Below are 20,402 nucleotides of genomic sequence, written 5' to 3' on the forward strand. Positions count from 1 at the left end.
CCGTGCATGACCCGCAGTAAACTGCGGGTACCCAATCCGCGGGAACTAGAAAGGCATAAAATAACCCCGTGCGTTTAATGCACGATTTTTCTCCGCTGTAGTCATCTGTTCGTGAGCGGCAAACCGACTGCTAGGCAGTAGACGTTGCACAGCAGGTAAGAGATTTGTTTGATGTAGGTCAGCCGCCGGCATATAGTGACCACTAAAATTAGTCCAGGACTCAAGCCTCCCCTCATCGAGAACAATATCCCCAGCATATAACACGTCTTCTCTGAGTGAAATTGAAGTGTGTCCCTGAATTTGGAATTGCTCTTCCGTAGTCGGCGAATCATGGGGGGCACCAGCCCAGATGCGCCCTGGATCATCGGTCAGTACAACATAGTGGAACGATCCATGTGGGGCTGGTACCGGGCCCTTCGCTACGGCGGGTGAAAAGTAGTATTTATTCTCTGACATTAGCCTTAATTCAAATATCTGTGTCGGCTCAGCCGCTTTCTGCTCCAAGGGATTGCGCACTTTCAGAGTTTTCATGGCAAAACGGTTTCTGAAAATAAGATTAAAATTGTCCAGATGGAAGTCGCTCAACTGTAGCGATTGGGCGACGTTTGTATTTAGCTCCCTTTCCCGTTGCGACGGACTTTGTGTCGCTGATGCCACAGGCCTCGTCCAGACTTTTCCTCGTTTATATGCGTTTTCAGCAGAACTTGGATGTGGGGACGCAATAGTCTGATGGCCGACTGCAGACGTTGGAATTGAAGTACCTAGGTGTGAAAGATTTCCAGGCGTTGTATCAGGAATCCTTCGAGCTAAGTTTATTGGGCGTGCGGGAACAACGGGGGGGATATCTGGAGCAGATTTTCGCATTAAGCCATCGAGGTCGACATTGACCAGCGGATTATTCCTGACCATTTGATAGAAATTCAACCCATCCACATCGCCAGCCGGATCCGGATTAACCCACCGCTGCAACCAACTCGCGTAATACCTGAACCCATAATAATAAAGCCCCGTCGCATCCCGCTCTTTCCCTGAATAACGCACCGTCTTGTAACTCGCTTCCACCTCACTGCGCCCGGCAAACCAGGCCGTGCCGCCATAGGGGTGATAGGTCTCCTGGCTGATCACCTCGGCCTCGCTATCCAATTCCAGGCTGCTAGAACCCAGATGGTCGGTCAGGTTGTAGCGGTACTGATCGTTGGAGATGCCGGCAGGCGGTGCCGTTTCCCAGTGCAGCACCTGCATCGCGCTGCGCCCGGCTTGCACGCAGATCACTTGCAACACTTCGCCAGTGCCTGTGTGGGTGCGGATTTCCAGGCCCGGCAAATAACGAACTTCCGAGACCAGCGAACGGGCGTTGGTGTGGCTGGTGCGGACCTTGCGCCGTCGCATCCCATCAATGCCGTAGAGGTACAGTTCGCGATCATCGTTGGCACCTTCGCGCTCAACCGGTCGTACCTCGCGCAGTTGGTTGCGTAAGTCCCAACTCATCGTTTGCCCCAGTTGCAACTCCAGCAGGTTGCCGTTGCCATCAAACGCCGCGGCGATTTCCTCTTCAGTCGGTGGTCGGTCATTCTGTTCCGCTAGACAACGGTTGCTGTGGCGCGCTGCCGTCAGCTTGCGGCTGTGATTTTGTGGGCCGACATGGACCAGTTCAAGCAAGTTACCGGCAGCGTCATAGTGGTAGGTTTGCTGATAGTTGGCGACGGCGCCCGGATCGTCGAAGCGATTGAATGCCGGCCCTCGGTTGGCGCTGCCAGCCTCCCAGCCGGTTGCCTTGATCAACTGATAGAGGCTGTCGTAGTCATAGCGGTTGATAGGTTCAACCCGCTGGTTGGCGAAATAGCGAATCGGTAGGGCCGCGTCTTCAATGCTCAGCACATTACCGACTGGATCGTAGGCGTAACGCAGGTCTTGCAGCGCTTGAGTTCCGCGTCGAGCCTCAAGCTGCAGCAAGCGACCGTCTTCGGGACGATAGGTCAGCGTGCTGATCACCCCATTGCCAGCGGTTTCCTGTTCAACCTGGCCGTAGGCGTTGTAGGCGAGGGCGCTGACCAGGGTTTGCGCGGTGGCTTGAGCGCTGAGTTGCAGGTGGGTGGCGAACAATTGGCCGTCAACGGTGTGGTCGAACGATTGCCGATTGCCCTTGGCATCGGTCTGTTCCAGCACATCGCCCAGCGGGTTGAAGTGCGTCACGCTGGTTGCAGCTTGTTCCACCGGTTCCAGCAACGCATCGCGCTCCGACAGCCCCGGCGGCCAATCCGGTATTTCCAGCGAACGCAAAAAGCGCTGGGTCTGTTCCAGCACTCCACCGGTCAGGGCATATTCGTCCAATGTCTGGGTGCCCACTGGATCGTCGTGCCGGATCAACTGCCCGCATTGGTTGTGTCCGGTAAATTCGGTCTCCGCACCAGCGTACTCATAGCGTTCGGAGCAACGCGCGATTTCGCCTTCGCCCTGCTCGAAAATGGCCAGCGGGCGTAGCAGATCGTCGTATTCGATCCGTCGTTCAGTGGCGCGGCTGTCCCAGGTTAGAACCAATTGATCCCCATCACCAAACAAGTTGATCCGCTCACCGGCATCGACACTGATCGAAGCCAGCACCTTACCTGACAGCGAATAACGATTGAGCAGGTTGGCGGGCGCACCTACTGCGCTGAGCGCCCAAAGCCTGGGATCCCATTGCTCAATCAGGCGCCCCATTGCGTCATAGGCGGTGCGGTTGATGCGCTCTTCAGCTTCTGCTGTTCCCACGCAGCGGCAATAAGCGACTGAACGCGCCGTCAGGCTGCGGGGGTCAATGACCGTCAGCGTCGGAGTGTGGGTGTGAAGCCCTTGCACAAGAGCTGACATGGCCTATGTTGACTCCTCCAACGTATCGTTTTCGTCTTCGCCAATCTCATACCACCCCAGATACCGCTGGCGGCGCCAATAGCCCATGGCGGTGACGGTCAGGGTAGGGCGGCCCAAGGGGTCGTAGAACTGCTGGTCGCAATAACCGAAGCGACGAAACGATTCATCGTTGATGTAGCGATGGCCGTCGGCGAAGTACGGCCGGTAGACGCGCACCGCCAGGCCCTTGTTGTTGTATTCCACACGTTCGCTGACCCGCCAGCGCTCGGCGGCCGGTGCCGTCACCGGCTGGTCGCCGTCGAGCACCAGGCTGCCGTCGTCCGCGATCTGGTAGGCCGTGCCCGGTTCGACCTTCTGCTTGCTCTGCAAGGCCCGGCCAAAGCCGTCCCAGCACTGCACGGCGATACGGATCTTGCGAGCCGGATTGTCCGGGGGCTGTGGGTAGTGGTCGGCTTGCAGGACCGCCGTGTGGACCGGCTCACGACGCTGCATCCAACTGAAGGCATCGCGAAAACAGGCGCTGGCGGCGCCTTGCACGGCCGCCCCCGGGGCGGCGATGGCTTCGGCGGGCGAACGGGTAAACGGCAAGTAATTCTCCAGCGAATCGAAACCTACGTTCTCGCCGCGTTCGGTCCCGTGGAAACTGTTGGCCAACAGCTCGCCAAAACCGTCGTAGCGGGCCTCCTGGATGTTCTGGTTCGGATCGACAATGCGCCGGGGCAACAGGAACCGATAATCCGTGTCGGCCACATGGGTGTTGCAACCGTCAGCCGTAGTGACACTGATCGGCAGGCAGTAATAGGGATCGAAGCTGATGTCCGTCGGTCCCTGGCTTTCGGTGGCTTGAGCGCGGATCAGCCGATAGAAACCGTCCAGCCCGGCGTAGGTCATGAACCCCCGGCGGGTCGACCACAACACCCTGTCGGGTTCCGCTGGCAGCACGGCGGCCAGGGGGCGATAACCGAGCCCGGGCAGTTTGTCCGCCAGCTCTTCGGGACTCAGCACCGGTGCATATGCCTGCAACGCTACCTCATCCAGTTCGGCGGACTCAAGGTAGTCGGCCAAGGCCTCGAAGCTGGCCTGTCCTGCCGGTAACGTCTGGCCCGCCTGTTGATAGCGTTGCTCGGACAGTTGTGCCAGGACCCGCGGGAAGTCATCGCTGGGTGGTGCATTGAGACAGTCGAACATCGCCTCATGGGAAATGTCCTCCGGGCCGAGCACCGTCTTCGACAGCACCAACGCATTGCCCCGGGACAGGTAGGGCAGACCCAGGCGCCAGGTCTGTGGGTCATCATCCAGATGAATAAATTGGGCGCGGTTTTCACTCAGGTAGTAGTAGCGCTGGGCATCATCGTGGGCGGCACGCCACCAGGTTTGTTCATGGGGGTCGCTGAACGGTGGCGCGTCGTCGATGTTTTTGCGCCGGGCATAGTCGATCGTCACCTCATGGGTGACCCCGCCATAACGGTCCCAGGCCAGGCTGATGTGATGCTGGCACCGCGGGTCATCAGGCTGGCGTTCATAGGTCCAGGCAATGGACTCCAGTTCCAGCGGCTGCATACGGCAATAGGGTTGGTGCTCGTCTCGTCGTTGCCACAGACGCACGGCATAACGCGATTGCTGCACCGAATAGGGCCAGGCCTGCAATGGGTTGGCGGTGTCGAGACCGAACACCTCGACCCGCAGCGGCCAGCCGGCCAGGGCGTAGGCCATGTCGTGCAAGGTCGTGGCATCAGCGTCGCCGATTATCTCGTCCGGAGCATCGTCTTGCGGCGCCAGCAGCAGGGCCCTGCCCAGGGGTTGGGCCGCGCTGTCGGAGCGGTCGTAGTCCAAGCCTGGCAGATCGGGCACGCGTCCGGTGTGGAACCAGCTCTTGCGCAGCACCGGCGCGGTAAAGTCCGCGCTGTCGGCCGTGACTTCGCTGTCGGTCTGCAGCACCAGGCCAAAGCCTCGGAACTCGCGCTCCTGCCCATCGTAGAAACCCTGGCGGTAGGCAAAGTGCTGGGTCAGCAGATTGCCGGTGATTTCATCCCGTTGGGTCTGTCGGGCGGCCAGCGGCATCGGGAACGGCACATGGCTGGCAACCTCCAGGCCCGCTGTCAGCAACGTCTGTTTTTCATCCAGCCATTCCTGGGCCGAACTGCGATAGATCACTTCGCCCGCTGCGCCCATATTGTTTTGGGTGCGGTGCAGCAGATACGGCTTGGCCTGAACGAAATCGCAGCGCCAGTGCCGGGGTTTCATATGGGGGATGGTCAACACCAGGCTGGAACAACCGAGCCCTTGCAGGTCGGCGGTGCTGACCTGGCACAGCCGGTCATACCGCACGCCTGGCGGCCAGGGTAGGCGCCGTGGGCTGCTTTCAAAACCCATGCCGGTGCGATTCATGAATATCTCGGCATGCTCGCTGGTCAGATAGATCAGGTCCGCCGCGCCGGAGCCGTCCAGGTCGGCGAGCAATACCCGCGAAGCGTCGAAGGATTCGTAGGTATAAGGCAGGCTCCCTAAGCGAAACCCCGGGTCGAAACGACCGTGGCCGCGGTTGGGCCAGCAGACGATTTCGTTGTGGCGAATACGCACCAGATGCTGTTGGCCACTGCCCAGCACATCGCTGAACGCCACCAGTTCGGTCTGCGCCTGACTCAGTAGCGGGAGGCGATCTTCGGGGGCGGTTTCTAGGCGGTGCGGCACATCCGCGGCTGTGGCAAAGCCGTCTTCGCGACGATTGGCATACAACCGCACGCTGCGCGGGCCGATCAAGGCCAGGTCGGACAAGCCGCCGCCCATCAAGTCGGCCAGTTGGCTTTGTGGGTGGAAGAACTCCACGGGGAAGGCGGCGAAGGTGACGAAATTCGACCAACTGCGATCCGGGTTGAGGGTGAAAAAGCCGCTCACGCCGGGTTGCGCCATCACCCAATCCAGCCGGCCATCGCCGGTGAGGTCCATCAGCGACTGACGCATCGGCTTGCGGCTGTCCATCACCGGAATGGCTTCCAGTCGCCGCCACTCACCGTAGACCACCTCGTCGGGCGTTTGCACCGGCTGTGCCCGTAGCGGCTCGCGGTAGTACCAGGCTTTGTCACTGCGATAGAGCACACCTGGAATACCCTCGCCATACAGGTCGACCAACTGGTACTGCTGGCCATCGTTGAGGCCGGGCATGGCGTCGAATGGTTGATACTCACTGTCGTCGGTTTCAAACGTCGAACAGGTGAACTCCACCGGTGGACGCGACTCGATTTGCCCTTGCTCGTCGTAACCTTGCAGATGTGCGGCAGACAGCAGGTTGTAGCCCAGTTCGGTCGTGCGATATTCCAGCCGCAAGCGTTGCACCAGCAGCGGTTCGCTGCCCAGTTCGGCGAAATGGTGGAACATCAGCACTTGCCGGCACAGGCGCAGGTTGCCCAGCAGGAAACCGTAGCCGTAGGTCGAGAAAGGATCGCTGCGCACCGGCCACTCGCCGGTTGCTGTGTAGGCCGGGATTTCGTCCAGTGCCGTGGTGCGTTCGCCGTAGTCGAAGATCAGGTCGAAGTGCCACTGTGCGTGCTCCAACTGCTCCGGCACCCAGTGGTAGAGGTGGGCGTTTGCCTCGGCATTGCCATAGCGCACCCGGCTCAGGTAGCACTGGGCGCGAAAATCGCGTGGTGTATCAGCGGGCATTCCGGCGTGATCTTCGCCGGCGTACTCATAGAGGATGTGTTCACCATGGGCGTTCAGGCTTTCCTCCAGCAGCCACTCGCCGACGCGCAGGGCATCTTCCAGGTCGGTGCTGCGTGATGAAGGGGTGAAACCGTACAGGTGCAGGCTGCCGTCGGCCCCGTGAATCAACCAGAAACCCGGATAGTCCTGTGCCGAACGCCAGTGCTCGATACGTTCGAACGCTCCTTCGATACGAGGAAAATAACGGGCCACCTGATAGTCGATACCCAGGTCCAGGCCTCGATAGGTACGCACGGTTCTGCGAATGATCGTCCCGGCGGCGTCGCGCTCCGGCATCCAGGCCATGCCGTCGGGGCCGAGCATGACATCGTCATCGGTGTAATCCGGTACCCCCTTGCTCGTCCGCCGTGCCACACAGCCTAGCGATAGTACCCAGCCGATCCCGAACAGGCTGTTGCCCACGCTACTGCCGTAACCGAGCCGCAGGGTCGGGGCGAAACCGCGTCCGGGTGAGATCGGCAGTGGCAAGTCGCAGGACGCCTTGCCGGTTGAGCCGACCTCGCCCCAGCCTTTGCCGATGCTCTGGATGGCGCCACCGCCCTTGGGCAACGAAGGTGGCGTGATGCTCAAGCGTTCCGGTTGATCCATCGCCAGGCTCCGAGCGGGTGTGCAGGGAGCTAATTTGGCGCGAATCAAAGGCCCCATCCACTGTCAGAGCTGACAGTTTTCTAGTGCTTAATGAAATAAGAACACGGTGCAAGAGGCATTTTTTGTTTGCACTGGGGGGCGCTGAAGTGGGAGGTTATCGCTCCCTGACCTTGACCCAACGCTCCTCCCGAGCCGCCACACGAATCGCCGCCGCCAGCCGCTCCACTTCCCAGGCCTCTTCGAAGTCCGTCCCGCTGCCGCTTTCGCCGGCAAGCGTCATGATCAGTTCCCGGACTTCCAGGGTCTTCAGTTCGTTGTACCCCAACTGGTGCCCGGCGGCCGGGCTGAACGCGGCATAACCGGGCAAATCCGGGCCGGCCAGCAGGCGCTGGAAACCCGCCTGGCCGACGCGACACAGGCGCAGTTCATTCAGCCGTTCCTGATCGAACGCCAGGGTGCCGAGGGTGCCGCTGATCTCGAAGCTCAGGTGGTTCTTGTAGCCGTGCTTGAGCCAACTGCTGCTCACCGTGCCTCGGGCGCCATTGGCGAAACGCAGCAGCGCGTGGACCTGGTCGTCCACCGCGATGGCACGTTGTTCGGTATTGCCCGCGCTGGCAGGGCGTTGGTTGTGCACGGTCTGGCTGTCGGCGCACACCGCTTCGACATCGCCCAACAAGTGCCGGGCCATGGCCAGCAAGTGGCTGCCCAGGTCCGCCAGTGCACCGCCGGCGTGGGCCGCTTCGCAGCGCCATGACCACGGCGAAGCGGGGTCGGCCATGAAGTCTTCGCTGAATTCGCCCTGGAAACTGATGATCTGTCCCAGTTCACCGCGTTGGATCATGTCCCGCGCCCGTTGAATGATGGGGTTGTGCTGGTAGTTGTAGCCGACCCGCGTCACTACTCCGGCTGCCTTGGCCGCCTGACGCATCTGCTCGGCCTGTTCCAGGGACACTGCCAGGGGCTTTTCACAATAGACCGGCTTGCCCGCCGCCAACGCCGCCATGGCCATCGGGAAGTGCAGGTGGTTGGGGGTGGTGATGGCGATCAGGTTGACCTTCGGGTCGTCGATCAGTTGTTGCCAGTCGCTGTGGGCCGTCTCGAACCCCCAGCTGTGGGCGCATTGCCGGGCACGCTGCGGATCGGCGTCGGCCAGGGCCGCCAGTTTCAGGTTCAGGGGGAGGTCGAACACCGCCTTGGCATTGTGGAACGCCAAGGCATGGGCACGGCCCATGAAGCCGGTGCCAATCAGACCGATGCCGAGATCACGCATGAGAAAGAGCCCTTTGAGTTTTTATTTTCAGAAGGGCTATTTATGGAATAAATATTCGCTAATTGCAAATATTGGAATAAATATTCATTCTCTGTGTGATCACCATAGTCCCTGTGGGAGCGAGCTTGCTCGCGATAGCGCCGCATCAGTCGCACAAGTACTGGCTGACCCACCGCTATCGCGAGCAAGCTCGCTCCCACAGAGTCTGTCATGGGGCTCACTGTCAGGACAGGAACCCACCATCCACATTCAACGCCACACCCGTGGTGTAGCTCGACGCATCGCTGGCCAGGTACAACACCGCGCCGGCCATTTCGCTTGGGTCGGCCACGCGCTTGAGGGGGATCTGCGCCAGGGCGGTCTTCAGGATGGCGTCGTTCTTGACCAGTGCCGAGGCGAACTTGGTGTCGGTCAGGCCTGGCAACAGGGCGTTGCAACGGATGCCGAACTGCGCGCATTCCTTGGCGAAGACCTTGGTCATGTTGATCACCGCGGCCTTGGTCACCGAGTAGATGCCCTGGAAGATCCCCGGCGAGATGCCGTTGATCGACGCCACGTTGATGATGCTGCCGCCGCCGTTCTCGCGCATCAGCTTGCCGGCTTCCACCGACATGAAGAAGTAGCCGCGGATGTTCACGTCCACGGTTTTCTGGAACGCACCCAGGTCGGTGTCCAGGACATTGCAGAATTGCGGGTTGGTGGCGGCGTTGTTGACCAGGATGTCCAGGCGTCCGAACTGTTCGCGGATACCGGCGAACACCTGGCTGATCTGCTCCATTTCACCGATGTGGCAGGCGATGGCGGTGGCCTTTCCGCCAGCGGCGATGATGGCGTCGGCCACGTGCTGGCAACCGTCGAGCTTGCGGCTGGAAACGATCACATGGGCGCCTTGCTGGGCCAGCAGTTTGGCGATGGCTTCGCCGATGCCGCGGCTGGCGCCGGAAACGAAGGCGATTTTACCGTCGAGGTCGAACAACTGGGTCTTGGACATGCTGTTTCCTTGTTATAGGTGCGCTCAGAGCGTGGATTTGTCGATGACCTGCAGGCTCATCTGCTCCAGCAGTTTGTTCATCTGAACGAACTGCGCGAAGCGTTTGTCCTGGGTCTGGCCGTGGAAGAAGCGGTAGTAGATCTGCTGGACGATGCCGGCCAGGCGGAACAGGCCGTAGGTGTAGTAGAAGTCGAAGTTGTCGATGCGGATCCCGGCGCGCTCGGCGTAGTAATCGACGAACTCGCGGCGGGTCAGCATGCCGGGGGCATGGCTTGGCTGACGGCGCATCAGCTGGACGGGGGCCGGGTCTGCGGCTTCGATCCAGTAGGCGAGGCTGTTGCCCAAATCCATCAACGGATCGCCGATCGTGGTCAGTTCCCAGTCCAGCACGCCGATGATCTGCATCGGGTTCTCTGGGTCGAGGATCACGTTGTCGAAGCGGTAGTCGTTGTGGACGATGCTCGAAGTGGGGTGGTCGGCCGGCATCTTGTCGTTGAGCCAGGCCTTGACCGCTTCCCACTTCGGCGCATCGGGCGTCAGGGCTTTTTCGTAGCGGTCGCTCCAGCCGCGGATCTGCCGGGCCACGTAGCCTTCGGGCTTGCCCAGGTCGGCCAGGCCGCAAGCTTTGTAGTCGACACGGTGCAGCTCGACGAGCCGGTCGATGAAGCTCTTGCACAGCGCTTCGGTGCGGGCGGCGTCGAAACCCAGTTCCGGCGGCAGGTCGGAGCGCAGGATGATGCCCTTGACCCGTTCCATCACATAGAACTCGGCGCCCATCACTGACTCGTCGGTGCAGTGCACGTAGGCTTTGGGGCAGTACGGGAAACCTTCGCGCAATTGATTGAGGATGCGAAACTCACGGCCCATGTCGTGGGCGGACTTGGCCTTGTGGCCGAACGGCGGCCGGCGCAGGACGAATTCCTGCTCGGGGTATTCCAGCAGGTAGGTCAGGTTCGACGCGCCACCGGGAAACTGGCTGATCTGCGGCACGCCGGTCAGGCCGGGAATGTGGGCCTTGAGGTACGGGTCGATCAGGTTGGCATCGAGTTCTTCACCGTCGCGCACGCGGGTGGACTGATCAGTAAACGCCATGCTTATCCCTTCTGCTTATTTTGGAGGCCATCGATCATTGGCTAATCTAATGGCGCGTGGGAGGCGTCACAAGCACGCCAGGGTCTTATAGGTTAGCGTGTTGCCGGATAATCAGCGGGCTTGATGCATGGCGGCGTGCGCGTCGGGTAGCGGCGAGCTAAGGTTTCGGGATCTGTCGCTTTCAAAGGAGCAACCACGATGGGATGCCCGCAAGTCTGTGGCACCGCGACCTTGCAATGCAGCTTCGGCGCAGCCCCGGCGGTGCTCAATGTGCTGCCGGTCAATCGCCTGCTGACCGGCGGGATGCCGGCAGCGAATATCATGGATCACATCCCGCTGGTGAACATCACCACGTTCGGCATGTGCATGAGCCTGGCGAATCCGACCGTGGCCGCCGCCACCGCTGCGGCACTCGGCGTGCTGACCCCCATGCCCTGCATCCCGGCCACCGCCGCCCCCTGGATCCCCGGCGGCGCCCCGACCCTGTTGCTGGGCAACATGCCGGCCATCGATGCCAACAGCACCTTGATGTGTACCTGGGCCGGGGTGATCAAGATCGTTGTGCCAGGGCAGGTGCAGATGCTCATCCCCTGATCGGCAATCTTGCAGGCATTGCACAGACCCCTGTGGGAGCGAGCTTGCTCGCGATAGCGGTGGGTCAGTTTGCGGTGATGTTGACTGTGACGCCGTCATCGCGAGCAAGCTCGCTCCCACAGGGGACTATGAGTGACCACAAAATCTGCGACAACCTCGAAAACACTGTGGGAGCGAGCCTGCTCGCGATAGCAGTGGATCAGTTGGTGGTGATGTTGGATGTGCCGGCGTCATCGCGAGCAAGCTCGCTCCCACAGGGGGGAAGACAATAGTCAGGCCTGCGCCGGATCGTTCCAGCGCCTGAACCACCAGCGCACCCGGGAGATCGGTTTGCCTTCGGCGTCCAGTGGCCGGCCGTCTTCGGCGTAGGCCTGGGCTGGTTCCAGCAGTTGGCCGTTGAGGTAGCGGGCTTCGACCGCCGGGTTGCCGTTGGCGTGCAGGCGGCGATAGCGGCCGTCGCGCACGCCGTCGCGATAGACCTCGGCTTCGGCCAGTTGCCCGTCGGGGAAGTAGTTGTTCGCCTCACCGTGCAGCAACCCGCGCCTGTACGTGGCCTGGCGTTGCAATCCGCCTTCGGCCGCGTAGAAGCTCGCGACACCCTGCAACTTGCCTTTCACGAACGGCAACACCGCCGAGACCTTGCCATTGGGGTGATACAGGGTGCTGGTGCCTTGCAGTTCACCTTGGCTGTAGTTGAGTTTTGCTTGCGGGCGTTGGGCTTCTTCGATTTGCAGCGGGCCGTCGAGCTGACCATCGACCAGTTGCCCGCTCAGTTGGCTGTCACCACGCTCCAGATCGAGTTTTTTCGAGGCCATCGGTGGGCTCCTGTCAGTTGACCTTCACCAGGCCGCCCTTGATGGTCAGCATGCCGCCGCCGTCCACGGTCTGTTCGGCCGCCGCCTTGTTCACCAGGCTGATGCCGGCGTCGTTGGTCAGGGTGGTGCCGGCCTTGTTTTCCAGCGACGTACCGGCCTGGTTGCTCAGGGCCGTGCCGGCTTTCTGGCTGATGGACGTGCTGGCCTGGGCGGCCAGGTCGGCGCCGCTCTTGATCGCGAAGCTACCGCCACTTTGCAGGGTCAGGGTGCCGCTGACCTTGATGGTCAGGTTGCCGTCCACCGTCAGGCTGTAGTTGCCGGTGACCTTATGATCGTAATTGCCGCCGGTGCTGTGGCTCTGGTCCGAGCCCACGGTGACGGTGCGGGTGTCCTTCACATCGAGGCTGTCGCTGCCGGTCTGGATGGTCACGCTGCGCTTGCCTTTCTCCAGGGTCACGGTTTCGTCGCCGTCCTTTACCGTGCGGGTACGGGCGTTCTGCACCGTGAGGGTTTCGTCGTGGCCGACGGTGGCGGTGGTGTCGTTGAGCACGTTGATGTTGAAGTCTTTCTGGGCTTGGAGAAACACCTCTTCGGCGTCCTTCTTGTCTTCGAAGCGCAACTCATTGAAACCACCACCGCCCTTGGACGAATTGGTCTTGATCCCGGACTGGGTCTGGTTCGCCGGTAGCGCGTAGGGCAGGGCATTGTCGCCGTTGTAGACGCAGCCGGTGACCAGCGGCCGATCCGGGTCGCCGTCGATGAAGGTCACGATGACTTCCTGGCCGATGCGCGGTACGAACTGCATGCCGAAGCCCTTGCCGCTCCAGGGCAAGACCACACGGACCCAGCACGATGAGGTCTCGTCGTTCTTGCCGGTGCGGTCCCAGGGGAACTGCAATTTGATCCGGCCATATTCGTCGGTCCAGATTTCTTCGCCGGCCTTGCCCACCACCAGCGCCGTCTGGGTGTGCATGCGCGGTTTTGGCGTGAGGCGGGCCGGTCGATAGACCGTGGCCTTGGGGATCGCTTCGAAGCGGTTGCGATAGCTGTCATGACTGGCTTCATGGCTGACCGCCGTCACGACCCAATCGATATTCAGCGTCGAGTCTTCATGGCCGGCGAGGGTGAACCAATACCCTGGCACCAGCCAGCGGCAGTCGCTTTCGCCGACGAAGCGTTTCTCCTGGCTGCGCAGGCCATCCACTCGCTGTTTGGTCAGCGCATCGCCCTGGGCCTTGGCGGTATAGCTGCCTGGATGTTCGTACACCGAGCTCGGCCCGGCCACGGCTTCGGCCTGGCTGTAGAGCGATGTCGTCGGCGTGGTGAACTCATAATCGGTCGCCTGGTAAACCCCGGCCACCGCTTGCAGGCACACTTGCCCGGAGCGGATGCCGTGCAGTTCCCGCTCACCCATTTTCTGCCCGAGATAATTCACCGTCGGCCCGTTGGGGATGGGCGCGAAGGCATCGTTGCTGTCGGCCAGTACCAGGGTGTGCGTGCCTGCTTCATGGGTGAAGAACCAGAAAATCCCGTCCTCTTCCATCAGGCGCGAGACGAAGGCCAGGTCGGTTTCGCCGTATTGCACGCAGTACTCGCGCGGGCTGTAGCTGCCGGTGAGCTTGAGCTGGAAGTCGGTGAAACCGTGGCCCTTGAAAATCGTGGTGACGATGTCCGAGGTGGCAAGGTTCTGGAACACACGGTTGTTGCTGGCCAGGCTCAGCCACCAGAGCCAGGGCCGGAGTAAAAGCTGATAGCGCTCGGCGGTGGCGTCGGCAGGAAGCTGGCGGATCTCGGCCACCAGCCAGTCCAGCGGACGCAGCAAGGCGTCCTTGTGCAGCGTGGTGGTCACGTGGCTGGCGACGGCTGTCGTGAGGTCCAGCGAGGCGCCGTCGTTGATGCCGTTGAGGATGTGCGAACCCAGGGCGTTGAGGCGTTCTTCGCCGGACAGCGATTCAGGGTACAGCGCCGACAGCGAGGTGGCGGTGAGTGATAGCGTGGTGTTGCTGTCGGTGGAGCGGGGCATTGAATGGCCTGCTACTGGTAATTCAATTCATGGATTACTTTATTGGCGTTTCCATTCTGGTAGTAGAAGTGCCACTTCGAAGTGAATGGCCAGTAGGTGGCGACATACTCGCCCCACAGGACGGCTTCGGCCCACGGCCCTCCATGGGTATACGGGACCGCCCGCTGGATGGCGGGAACATTGTATTTGTCCGACGGCAGCAGCCAGGAAACGTTGGTGCCATAGCGGAAAAGGTCATCCTGGGAGAAGACCGGATTCTGATTGCCCGTGGTGTATAGGTTGTAGTGTCGAACCCTGATGAACCCGCCGAAGTTCTGGATTCCCACGCAACAGCCTGTCAGGTTGGCAGTGAGGAACAGGAGTGGGTCGTTGCCCGTCGGGGTCGCAGGGAGGTCGACATAGAGTCCCGCGTCAGGATTCCACGGCAGGTAGTAGGCACGATGGGCGTTTCCATCTGCCAACGCCAGCAAGTCTCGATCGATATCAAGGCGCAGGTCAAAGCTGACGATGCCTGCGTGAGTATTGGCGAAGGTGGGACAAAGATGGCGCTTTTCCAGTTCAAGTCTTGCCTTCAGCATGGCAATGTCCTTCCATTGGTCATGAGTAAATACACGGTGAAAAACGCCACTTCACCGCCCGCAGCCCATGGCGGGCTTGACGTGCAAAGACGAGGGCGAACGGTACGCCAGAAGCCCGGGGCAAGTCATTCCAACACCCACTCCGCCAACTTTCCCGTCACCTGGGTCATCAACACATTCTCGACGTCCCGTGCCCCCGCCGCGCTGCACTTGGCCAACACAGCCTTGACGATCCCCGCATCGAACTCGAACTGCTTGCCGGTCGCGGCCTTGTAGCGCCCGCGCAATTTTTCCAGCTTCGCCAGCACAATCCCCTCCAGCGTCGCTTCATCCAGCGGCCGGTACGCCACCACGGTCATGCGTGCCAGAAATGCCGGACGGAACGCTTGCAGCAGCACCTTGTGCAAGGCTTCGTTGAAGGCGTCGCTGCCCAGTTGCGCGCTAGGCGTATCCAGCAATAGCTCGGCGCCGACGTTGCTGGTGGCGAGCATCACGGTGTTCTTGAAGTCCACCACCAGGCCGGTGCCGTCTTCCATCAGGCCTTTGTCGAAGACGTTGTAGAAAGCTTCAAGCACATCCGGGTGGGCCTTTTCGATTTCATCCAGCAGCACCACCGAATAGGGTTTGCGCCGTACCGCTTCGGTGAGCACACCGCCGCTGCCGTAGCCGACGTAGCCGGGAGGGGCGCCTTTGAGTTGGCTGACGGTGTGGGCTTCCTGGTACTCCGAGAGGTTGATGCTGATCAGGTTGCGCTCACCGCCGTACAAGGCGTCGGCCAGGGCGTAGGCGGTTTCGGTCTTGCCCACGCCGGTGGGGCCCACCAGCAGGAACACGCCAACCGGCTTCTGTGGGTCGGTGAGGCCGGCGCGGTAGGCTTGCAGGCGTTGGGCGATGGTGTTCAGCGCGGTGCTCTGGCCCATGACCCGCTGGCCCATGCGCTGGCCGAGGGTACGCACGGCGTGGGCTTCGTCGGCGAGCATCTTGCCGACCGGGATGCCGGTCCAGCCGGCAATCACGGCGGCGACGGTCTTGCTGTCCACCTGTTCGGGCACCAGCGGATCGTCCTGGCGAATGGCATCCAGGCCCGCCTCCAGGCGCAGCAGTTCGGCGGCCAGGTGGTCGATGCGGTTATCGATCTCGGTGTCGGCTTTTTCACCGTCGGCGCGTTCGCTCAGGGCAAGCAGTTCGCGCCGGGTGTCGAGCAGTTCGCGCACGGCTTCGCGCTCTTCGCCCCAGCGGGTTTCCAGTTCGCGGATGGCTTGCACGTTGCTGGTCGATTCGCCTTCGAGCAGGGTGATGCGCTCGCGGTGATCGAGCCCGGTCGCCTGTTCCCGGCGCAGGCGTTCGACCTCATCCTTGAGGCTGTTCTGCCGATGGCGCAGGCTTTCCAGCGGCGGCGGTACGTCGTGCTGGCCGAGGGCGACCCGGGCGCAGGCGGTGTCGAGCACGCTGATGGCCTTGTCCGGCAACTGTCGCCCGGAGATGTAGCGGTGGGACAGCTTCACTGCCTCGTGGATGGCCGCGTCCAGCACCTGCACGCCGTGGTGCTGTTCCAGTTTGCTCGCCACGCCGCGGAGCATTTCCACGGCGGTGAGTTCGTCCGGTTCTTCGACCTGCACCAGTTGGAAGCGGCGGGCCAGGGCCGGGTCTTTCTCGAAATATTTTTTGTATTCCAGCCAGGTGGTGGCGGCCAGGGTGCGCAGTTCGCCCCGGGCCAGGGCCGGCTTGAGCAGGTTGGCCGCGTCGCTGCCGCCTTCCGCACCGCCGGCACCGATCAGCGTATGGGCTTCGTCGATGAACAGGATGATCGGTTTTTCGGCGCTGCGTACCGCGTCGATCACGCCTTTGAGGCGTTGTTCGAACTCACCTTTGACGCCGGCACCGGCCTGCAACAGGCCCAGGTCGAGGACGCGCAGGGTGACTTCCTGCAACGACGGCGGCACATCCCCGGCGGCGATACGCAGGGCCAGGCCTTCCACCACCGCAGTCTTGCCGACGCCCGGCGCGCCGACCAGGATCGGGTTGTTCTGCCGGCGGCGGAGCAGGATGTCGATGCACTGGCGGATTTCGCCGTCGCGGCCAACAATGGGGTCGATGCGCCCGGCCCGGGCGTCGGCGGTCAGGTCCTGGGTGTACTGGTCCAGCACCGGGTCCTGTTTCAGGGGAGGCTCGCCGGGTTTGGCCGGGCGAACGCCACCGACATGTTCACGGGAGCTTTCGGTCCATTCCAATAGGTGGGCGCGCAGGGCGTCGCGGGGGATGCGCAGCAACGACGAGGCGCTGTTGAGCAGCAGGCTGCGGCGCTCATCACGGTCCAGCAGCGCCAGCAGCAACAGCCCGGAGCGGATGCTGTCCAGGCCCAGCACACTGGCCTGGACCACGGCGTCTTCCAACAGGCCGATGGTTTGTGCCGACAAGGCGGGCGTGCGGGTGCTGCCGGATTTGAACAGGTCCAGGGCCTTGTTGGTTTCCGTCGCCACCGCGTCACGCTCCAGCCCGAAGCGCGGCAGCAGGCAGGCAAAGTCGCCGCCCTCGATGTCGAGCAATTCCAACAGCAGGTGTTCGATTTCCACATAGTGATGGCTGCGCTGCATGCAGCGTTGCGCGGCCCGTTCCAGGGCGCGGCGGTTGTCCGGGTTGAGGCGTCCGATCAGGCTGGCCAGTTCCATTTCAGGCAATCTCCGGCTGACGAAGACGGGTTTCGATCCGTTGCACGGCGAGGGTTGGCTGGCGTTGCAGGCCACCGTTCCAGTTCAGCCGTGGCGCTGCCTGGCGGTCCAGTTGCAGTGGGCCGGCGCCACGGATCAGCAGTATCAGGGTGCAATCCAGATCGGGGCCGAAGTACAGGGCGTAGAGACTGGCGAGCAGCGGATGGGTTTCGCCGTTGGGCAGCAGTTCGCTGGCCTGGCCCGTGGTCAGCGGGCCGAGGGTCAGGCGCACGCCGGCATGTTCGTCCCAGACGTGTGTACCGGCCACCGCGTTGCGGCCCAGGCACAGGTTGCGCCCGCCTGGTTGCAAGCGGCTGCGGCTGGCCGGCGGGATTTCACGCCAGCCACCTTCGTAGGCGTTCAGCTCCACAGGCAGCCCGAACTGTTCGCGGACAATCGCCGCGAACCCGTCCAGGGAGCGCCGGCCATCGGCGTACAGCGCGGTGCAGGCCAGTACCGCCGAGTCGGGTGCGGCCTGGCGCTCCTGCAAGGCCTTGGGCAGCAGGCCGGTCAACGCCCGCAGTTGCGCGTGTACGGCGGACGATCCCGGGGCAGTGAAACCCAAGGCGATGCGATGTTTGCGCATCACCTTGTAAAGCAGGCTGAGCAGGCGATGCTGGAACAGGTCGAGGAATTCCGCCGGGGCATGATCCTTCGCCCGTGCCCGTTGTTGCAGCCATTCCTGGTAGGCGTAGGGCAACGGGCCGTCGGGGCCGCCGAGGCCGAAGATCGGCGTGGTCAGGGTTGGCGGCAGGCCGGGTTCCTGGCCCAGGCTTTCCACTTCGCTGGCGGCGAACAGCGGCGTCAAGGGCCCGCGCAGACGCAAGGCTTCGGCGTGCGGCGCGGTGCCGCTGCCCAGGGGCTCGGCCTGGGGGTGTTCACGTTCGAGCAACAGCAGGGCCTGGAGCCATTCGAATCGTTGCGGGTCGCGCCGCAGTCGCTCGCTCAGGTTCAGAGCACCAGGGGTTTGCCGGCTTGGGGTTGCCATGTCTTCACCTCCTTGTCGGACTGGACCAGCACGGTGCGCACGAAGCGATTGGTGGTGGCATAAAGGGAAAAGAATTGCGCCAGTACCCCGGAGAACAGCACGGCGCTGCTGCCGACAAAGTGTTGCGGGTCCAGTTGCAGGCGCACCTCCAACCCATTTCGCCAGCCGCGCCAGGCGTCTTCACCGACATGGGCGATGACCCGGTCGCAGCCCAGTCCCGATACCCCTTCGATCTGGCGATGGGCGCTGGCCTCGTCCCGCAGGTTGTGCAATTGGAGAATCTCGCGCAATGCGTCCAACGCCTGGGGGCCTTCGACCAGCGACAAATGGTTGAGGGTCAATTGCGACACCAGCCGCCAGCGCGATTCGCCGTCCAGGCGCGGCAGGCTTTGCGGGCTGGGTGGGTTGCGCAGGCGTGCCCAGGCCACCGGCCCCGGACGTTCGAAACCCAGCGGCGTGCCGGCCGGCAGGCTCTGGGCCAGATGACGGTTGGTGCACAGCAGTTCGGCGGTGAGGCTGTAGTCGCGGGTGTCGGCCAGCGGGTCGAACTGGGTGTCCACCAGGCTGACCATCAAGTCGGTGCCCAGTCGGTTCGGGCTCATGCCACTGACCCGTCGCGCATGCCAATAACAGGTTTGGTCGCTGCCATGCTGGCTGCCGTAATAGGCCTGCACTTTGCGCACGCCCTGGCTGGACATGGCGCGCATGCCACGGATGCTGTGGATCTCGACGCTGTTTTCCCGATGACTGTCGGCCACCAACCGGTACTCGCTGCGGGTGCCATCCGGGCGCAGCGGCTCGGAAGTCCTGGGAAACAGGTTGATCACCGGCGTGCAGCCCAGGGCTATGTCGCTGGCCTGGAGCGGCAGGCGGCTGGTGGGAGGGCGGTCAAAAACGATGTACAGGTACAACGACGGGCCGTCGCTGGTGGCGCCGGCCAGTGGCAGATCGAAGAAGCCGAACTTATCCGGGAAGGCAAAGTACTCGGCCAGCAGGCGCATGCCCGGATGCACACCGTCTTCATCCGGCAACAAGACCTGGTCACTGGCGAAGCCGACGATCTGTGGCAAGCCCTTCAGTGGCTCCGGCACGCTGCCCGGCGCACCGGCCAGGACCTCGATGGCGTGCGCGCCCAGCAAATCGTACAGCCCGGCGTTGATGATCGGTGACGCCGCCAGGTGTACCCGCAACGAGTCGATTCCCAGCGTCGACCACTGGCTTTCGCCCAGGCACCGCAGCTCCAGGCGCAAGGCCGAGCGGGCCCGGACCACTCCGGTCAGCGCCTGGGCTTCGTCGCTGCCCAGCAGCAATGCCTCGCTGATTGCCACCGGCCACAAATGCACGGCGGCGGTGGTCCGAAAATGAATGCTCTGGCCTTTGTCCGTGGTGACGAACAACGGTGTGTCGCGGGGCAGTGGGTAGCCCTCGTTCAAGTTGCCTTTGCTGGGGTCGGGTTCGAACTGCACGATGGCGCACGACGGCAAGGGCCGCATGGCCAACGGGTAAAGCTGTTCGAGCAGGGCATCGCTGAACTCGGCGTAGTCGTCGTCCAGCCGGCGTTGCAAGCGTGCGGCCAGCAGGGCGAACCCTTCCAACAGGCGCTCGACGTGCGGGTCGGGGCATTCGCCGGGGGACAACTCCAGGCGCCGGGCGACCTTGGGGTAGCGCTCGGCGAACAGGCTCCCGGCGTGCCGCAACCAGGTCAGTTCGCGTTGGTAATAGTCCAACAGTTGCGGGTCAATCGAGTCGCTCATGTCGTACCTCAAGGCCGTCGCCGGCGTGCTCGATGACAAAGGCCACGGGCCAGGCATGCAGGTCGCCGCGAAGCTCGCCCAGCAGTCGTATGCACAGTTGCTGCGGATGGCCAGGCACCGGGCAGACCTCGACCTCGCCCAGGCGCAGGCGAGGTTCGAAGTGGGTGATGGCCTGGCGGATTTCCCGGGTCAGTTGGCGCCGGTCATCGCTGCGCTGCTGTTGCAGCGCGGTCCAGTCGGCGATGCCGTAGTCCAGGATGCTCGGCGGTTCGGTCAACGCCCGTGGGCCGCGTCGGGTATTGAACAGGCGCGACAGTTCGGCATGCACCGAGTCTTGCAACGCCTGCCGGTCGAACGCCCGCCCGGTATCGTTCGCCGGGCTGGCCAGGCGTTCGAACAGGGGTGGGCGCAGCCCGAAGCCAGCCATGGGC

General features: G+C 62.6%; 13 protein-coding genes. 1 reads left to right on the forward strand and 12 read right to left on the reverse strand.

Going from position 1 to position 20,402, the window contains the following annotated elements:
• Window positions 1-45 precede the first annotated feature (45 nt).
• From Q7F16_RS23805 to Q7F16_RS23825, 5 genes are all read right to left on the reverse strand, one after another.
• Window positions 46-2,850 (reverse strand): RHS repeat-associated core domain-containing protein, encoded by a 2,805-nt coding sequence (locus Q7F16_RS23805; RefSeq protein ID WP_409556582.1) that lies wholly within the window; start codon window positions 2,848-2,850, stop codon window positions 46-48.
• Between the two features lie 3 nt (window positions 2,851-2,853).
• Window positions 2,854-7,158, reverse strand: coding sequence for a SpvB/TcaC N-terminal domain-containing protein (locus tag Q7F16_RS23810; protein ID WP_409556583.1), 4,305 nt, complete (start codon window positions 7,156-7,158; stop codon window positions 2,854-2,856).
• Between the two features lie 154 nt (window positions 7,159-7,312).
• Window positions 7,313-8,428 carry a Gfo/Idh/MocA family protein gene (locus Q7F16_RS23815; RefSeq protein ID WP_409556584.1) on the reverse strand — a complete coding sequence of 372 codons (1,116 nt, stop codon included), beginning with the start codon at window positions 8,426-8,428 and terminating at the stop codon, window positions 7,313-7,315.
• A gap of 223 nt (window positions 8,429-8,651) precedes the next feature.
• On the reverse strand, window positions 8,652-9,419 hold the full coding sequence (locus tag Q7F16_RS23820; protein ID WP_003180553.1) for an SDR family oxidoreductase: 768 nt from the start codon (window positions 9,417-9,419) through the stop codon (window positions 8,652-8,654).
• 24 nt (window positions 9,420-9,443) lie between these two features.
• Entirely contained in the window at window positions 9,444-10,511 is a 1,068-nt protein-coding gene (locus tag Q7F16_RS23825; RefSeq protein ID WP_409556585.1) for a phosphotransferase family protein, read from the reverse strand.
• Window positions 10,512-10,709: 198 nt separating this feature from the next.
• Here Q7F16_RS23825 and Q7F16_RS23830 point away from each other — a divergent pair, with 198 nt between their 5' ends.
• A complete protein-coding gene (locus Q7F16_RS23830) occupies window positions 10,710-11,105 on the forward strand; it encodes a DUF4280 domain-containing protein (protein ID WP_003202818.1) in 396 nt (131 codons plus the stop codon).
• A gap of 272 nt (window positions 11,106-11,377) precedes the next feature.
• Here the strand turns inward: Q7F16_RS23830 and Q7F16_RS23835 are convergent, their stop codons facing one another.
• The 7 genes from Q7F16_RS23835 to tssE all read right to left on the reverse strand — a co-directional run bounded on the left by Q7F16_RS23835 (window position 11,378) and on the right by tssE (window position 20,398).
• On the reverse strand, window positions 11,378-11,920 hold the full coding sequence (locus tag Q7F16_RS23835) for a toxin-antitoxin system YwqK family antitoxin (protein WP_046063985.1): 543 nt from the start codon (window positions 11,918-11,920) through the stop codon (window positions 11,378-11,380).
• A gap of 13 nt (window positions 11,921-11,933) precedes the next feature.
• The gene (gene tssI / locus Q7F16_RS23840; protein WP_409556586.1) at window positions 11,934-13,943 is read right to left on the reverse strand and encodes a type VI secretion system Vgr family protein; all 2,010 of its coding nucleotides are present in this window, start codon (window positions 13,941-13,943) and stop codon (window positions 11,934-11,936) included.
• A gap of 11 nt (window positions 13,944-13,954) precedes the next feature.
• On the reverse strand, window positions 13,955-14,521 hold the full coding sequence (locus Q7F16_RS23845) for a hypothetical protein (protein WP_014337900.1): 567 nt from the start codon (window positions 14,519-14,521) through the stop codon (window positions 13,955-13,957).
• Window positions 14,522-14,646: 125 nt separating this feature from the next.
• Window positions 14,647-17,190, reverse strand: a complete 2,544-nt coding sequence (tssH, locus tag Q7F16_RS23850) for a type VI secretion system ATPase TssH (RefSeq protein WP_409556587.1) — start codon at window positions 17,188-17,190, stop codon at window positions 14,647-14,649.
• Between the two features lies 1 nt (window position 17,191).
• A complete protein-coding gene (gene tssG, locus Q7F16_RS23855; protein WP_079302319.1) occupies window positions 17,192-18,217 on the reverse strand; it encodes a type VI secretion system baseplate subunit TssG in 1,026 nt (341 codons plus the stop codon).
• A complete protein-coding gene (tssF, locus tag Q7F16_RS23860; RefSeq protein WP_409556588.1) occupies window positions 18,181-19,971 on the reverse strand; it encodes a type VI secretion system baseplate subunit TssF in 1,791 nt (596 codons plus the stop codon). Before tssF ends, tssG begins: the two co-directional genes overlap by 37 nt.
• Window positions 19,955-20,398, reverse strand: a complete 444-nt coding sequence (gene tssE, locus Q7F16_RS23865) for a type VI secretion system baseplate subunit TssE (RefSeq protein WP_003202805.1) — start codon at window positions 20,396-20,398, stop codon at window positions 19,955-19,957. The genes tssF and tssE overlap by 17 nt, the downstream gene beginning before the upstream one ends.
• Window positions 20,399-20,402 lie beyond the last annotated feature (4 nt).

Origin of the sequence: Pseudomonas sp. Lb2C2, assembly GCF_052112205.1 — a bacterium.
Lineage (GTDB): Bacteria > Pseudomonadota > Gammaproteobacteria > Pseudomonadales > Pseudomonadaceae > Aquipseudomonas > Aquipseudomonas kilonensis.

What these genes read in the sequence shown, in the direction of transcription:
- Q7F16_RS23805 (WP_409556582.1), bottom strand. Translation starts at nt 2,850, where the DNA reads ATGTCAGCTCTTGTGCAAGGGCTTCACACCCACACTCCGACGCTGACG.
- Q7F16_RS23810 (WP_409556583.1), bottom strand. Translation starts at nt 7,158, where the DNA reads ATGGATCAACCGGAACGCTTGAGCATCACGCCACCTTCGTTGCCCAAG.
- Q7F16_RS23815 (WP_409556584.1), bottom strand. Translation starts at nt 8,428, where the DNA reads ATGCGTGATCTCGGCATCGGTCTGATTGGCACCGGCTTCATGGGCCGT.
- Q7F16_RS23820 (WP_003180553.1), bottom strand. Translation starts at nt 9,419, where the DNA reads ATGTCCAAGACCCAGTTGTTCGACCTCGACGGTAAAATCGCCTTCGTT.
- Q7F16_RS23825 (WP_409556585.1), bottom strand. Translation starts at nt 10,511, where the DNA reads ATGGCGTTTACTGATCAGTCCACCCGCGTGCGCGACGGTGAAGAACTC.
- Q7F16_RS23830 (WP_003202818.1), top strand. Translation starts at nt 10,710, where the DNA reads ATGGGATGCCCGCAAGTCTGTGGCACCGCGACCTTGCAATGCAGCTTC.
- Q7F16_RS23835 (WP_046063985.1), bottom strand. Translation starts at nt 11,920, where the DNA reads ATGGCCTCGAAAAAACTCGATCTGGAGCGTGGTGACAGCCAACTGAGC.
- tssI (WP_409556586.1), bottom strand. Translation starts at nt 13,943, where the DNA reads ATGCCCCGCTCCACCGACAGCAACACCACGCTATCACTCACCGCCACC.
- Q7F16_RS23845 (WP_014337900.1), bottom strand. Translation starts at nt 14,521, where the DNA reads ATGCTGAAGGCAAGACTTGAACTGGAAAAGCGCCATCTTTGTCCCACC.
- tssH (WP_409556587.1), bottom strand. Translation starts at nt 17,190, where the DNA reads ATGGAACTGGCCAGCCTGATCGGACGCCTCAACCCGGACAACCGCCGC.
- tssG (WP_079302319.1), bottom strand. Translation starts at nt 18,217, where the DNA reads ATGGCAACCCCAAGCCGGCAAACCCCTGGTGCTCTGAACCTGAGCGAG.
- tssF (WP_409556588.1), bottom strand. Translation starts at nt 19,971, where the DNA reads ATGAGCGACTCGATTGACCCGCAACTGTTGGACTATTACCAACGCGAA.
- tssE (WP_003202805.1), bottom strand. Translation starts at nt 20,398, where the DNA reads ATGGCTGGCTTCGGGCTGCGCCCACCCCTGTTCGAACGCCTGGCCAGC.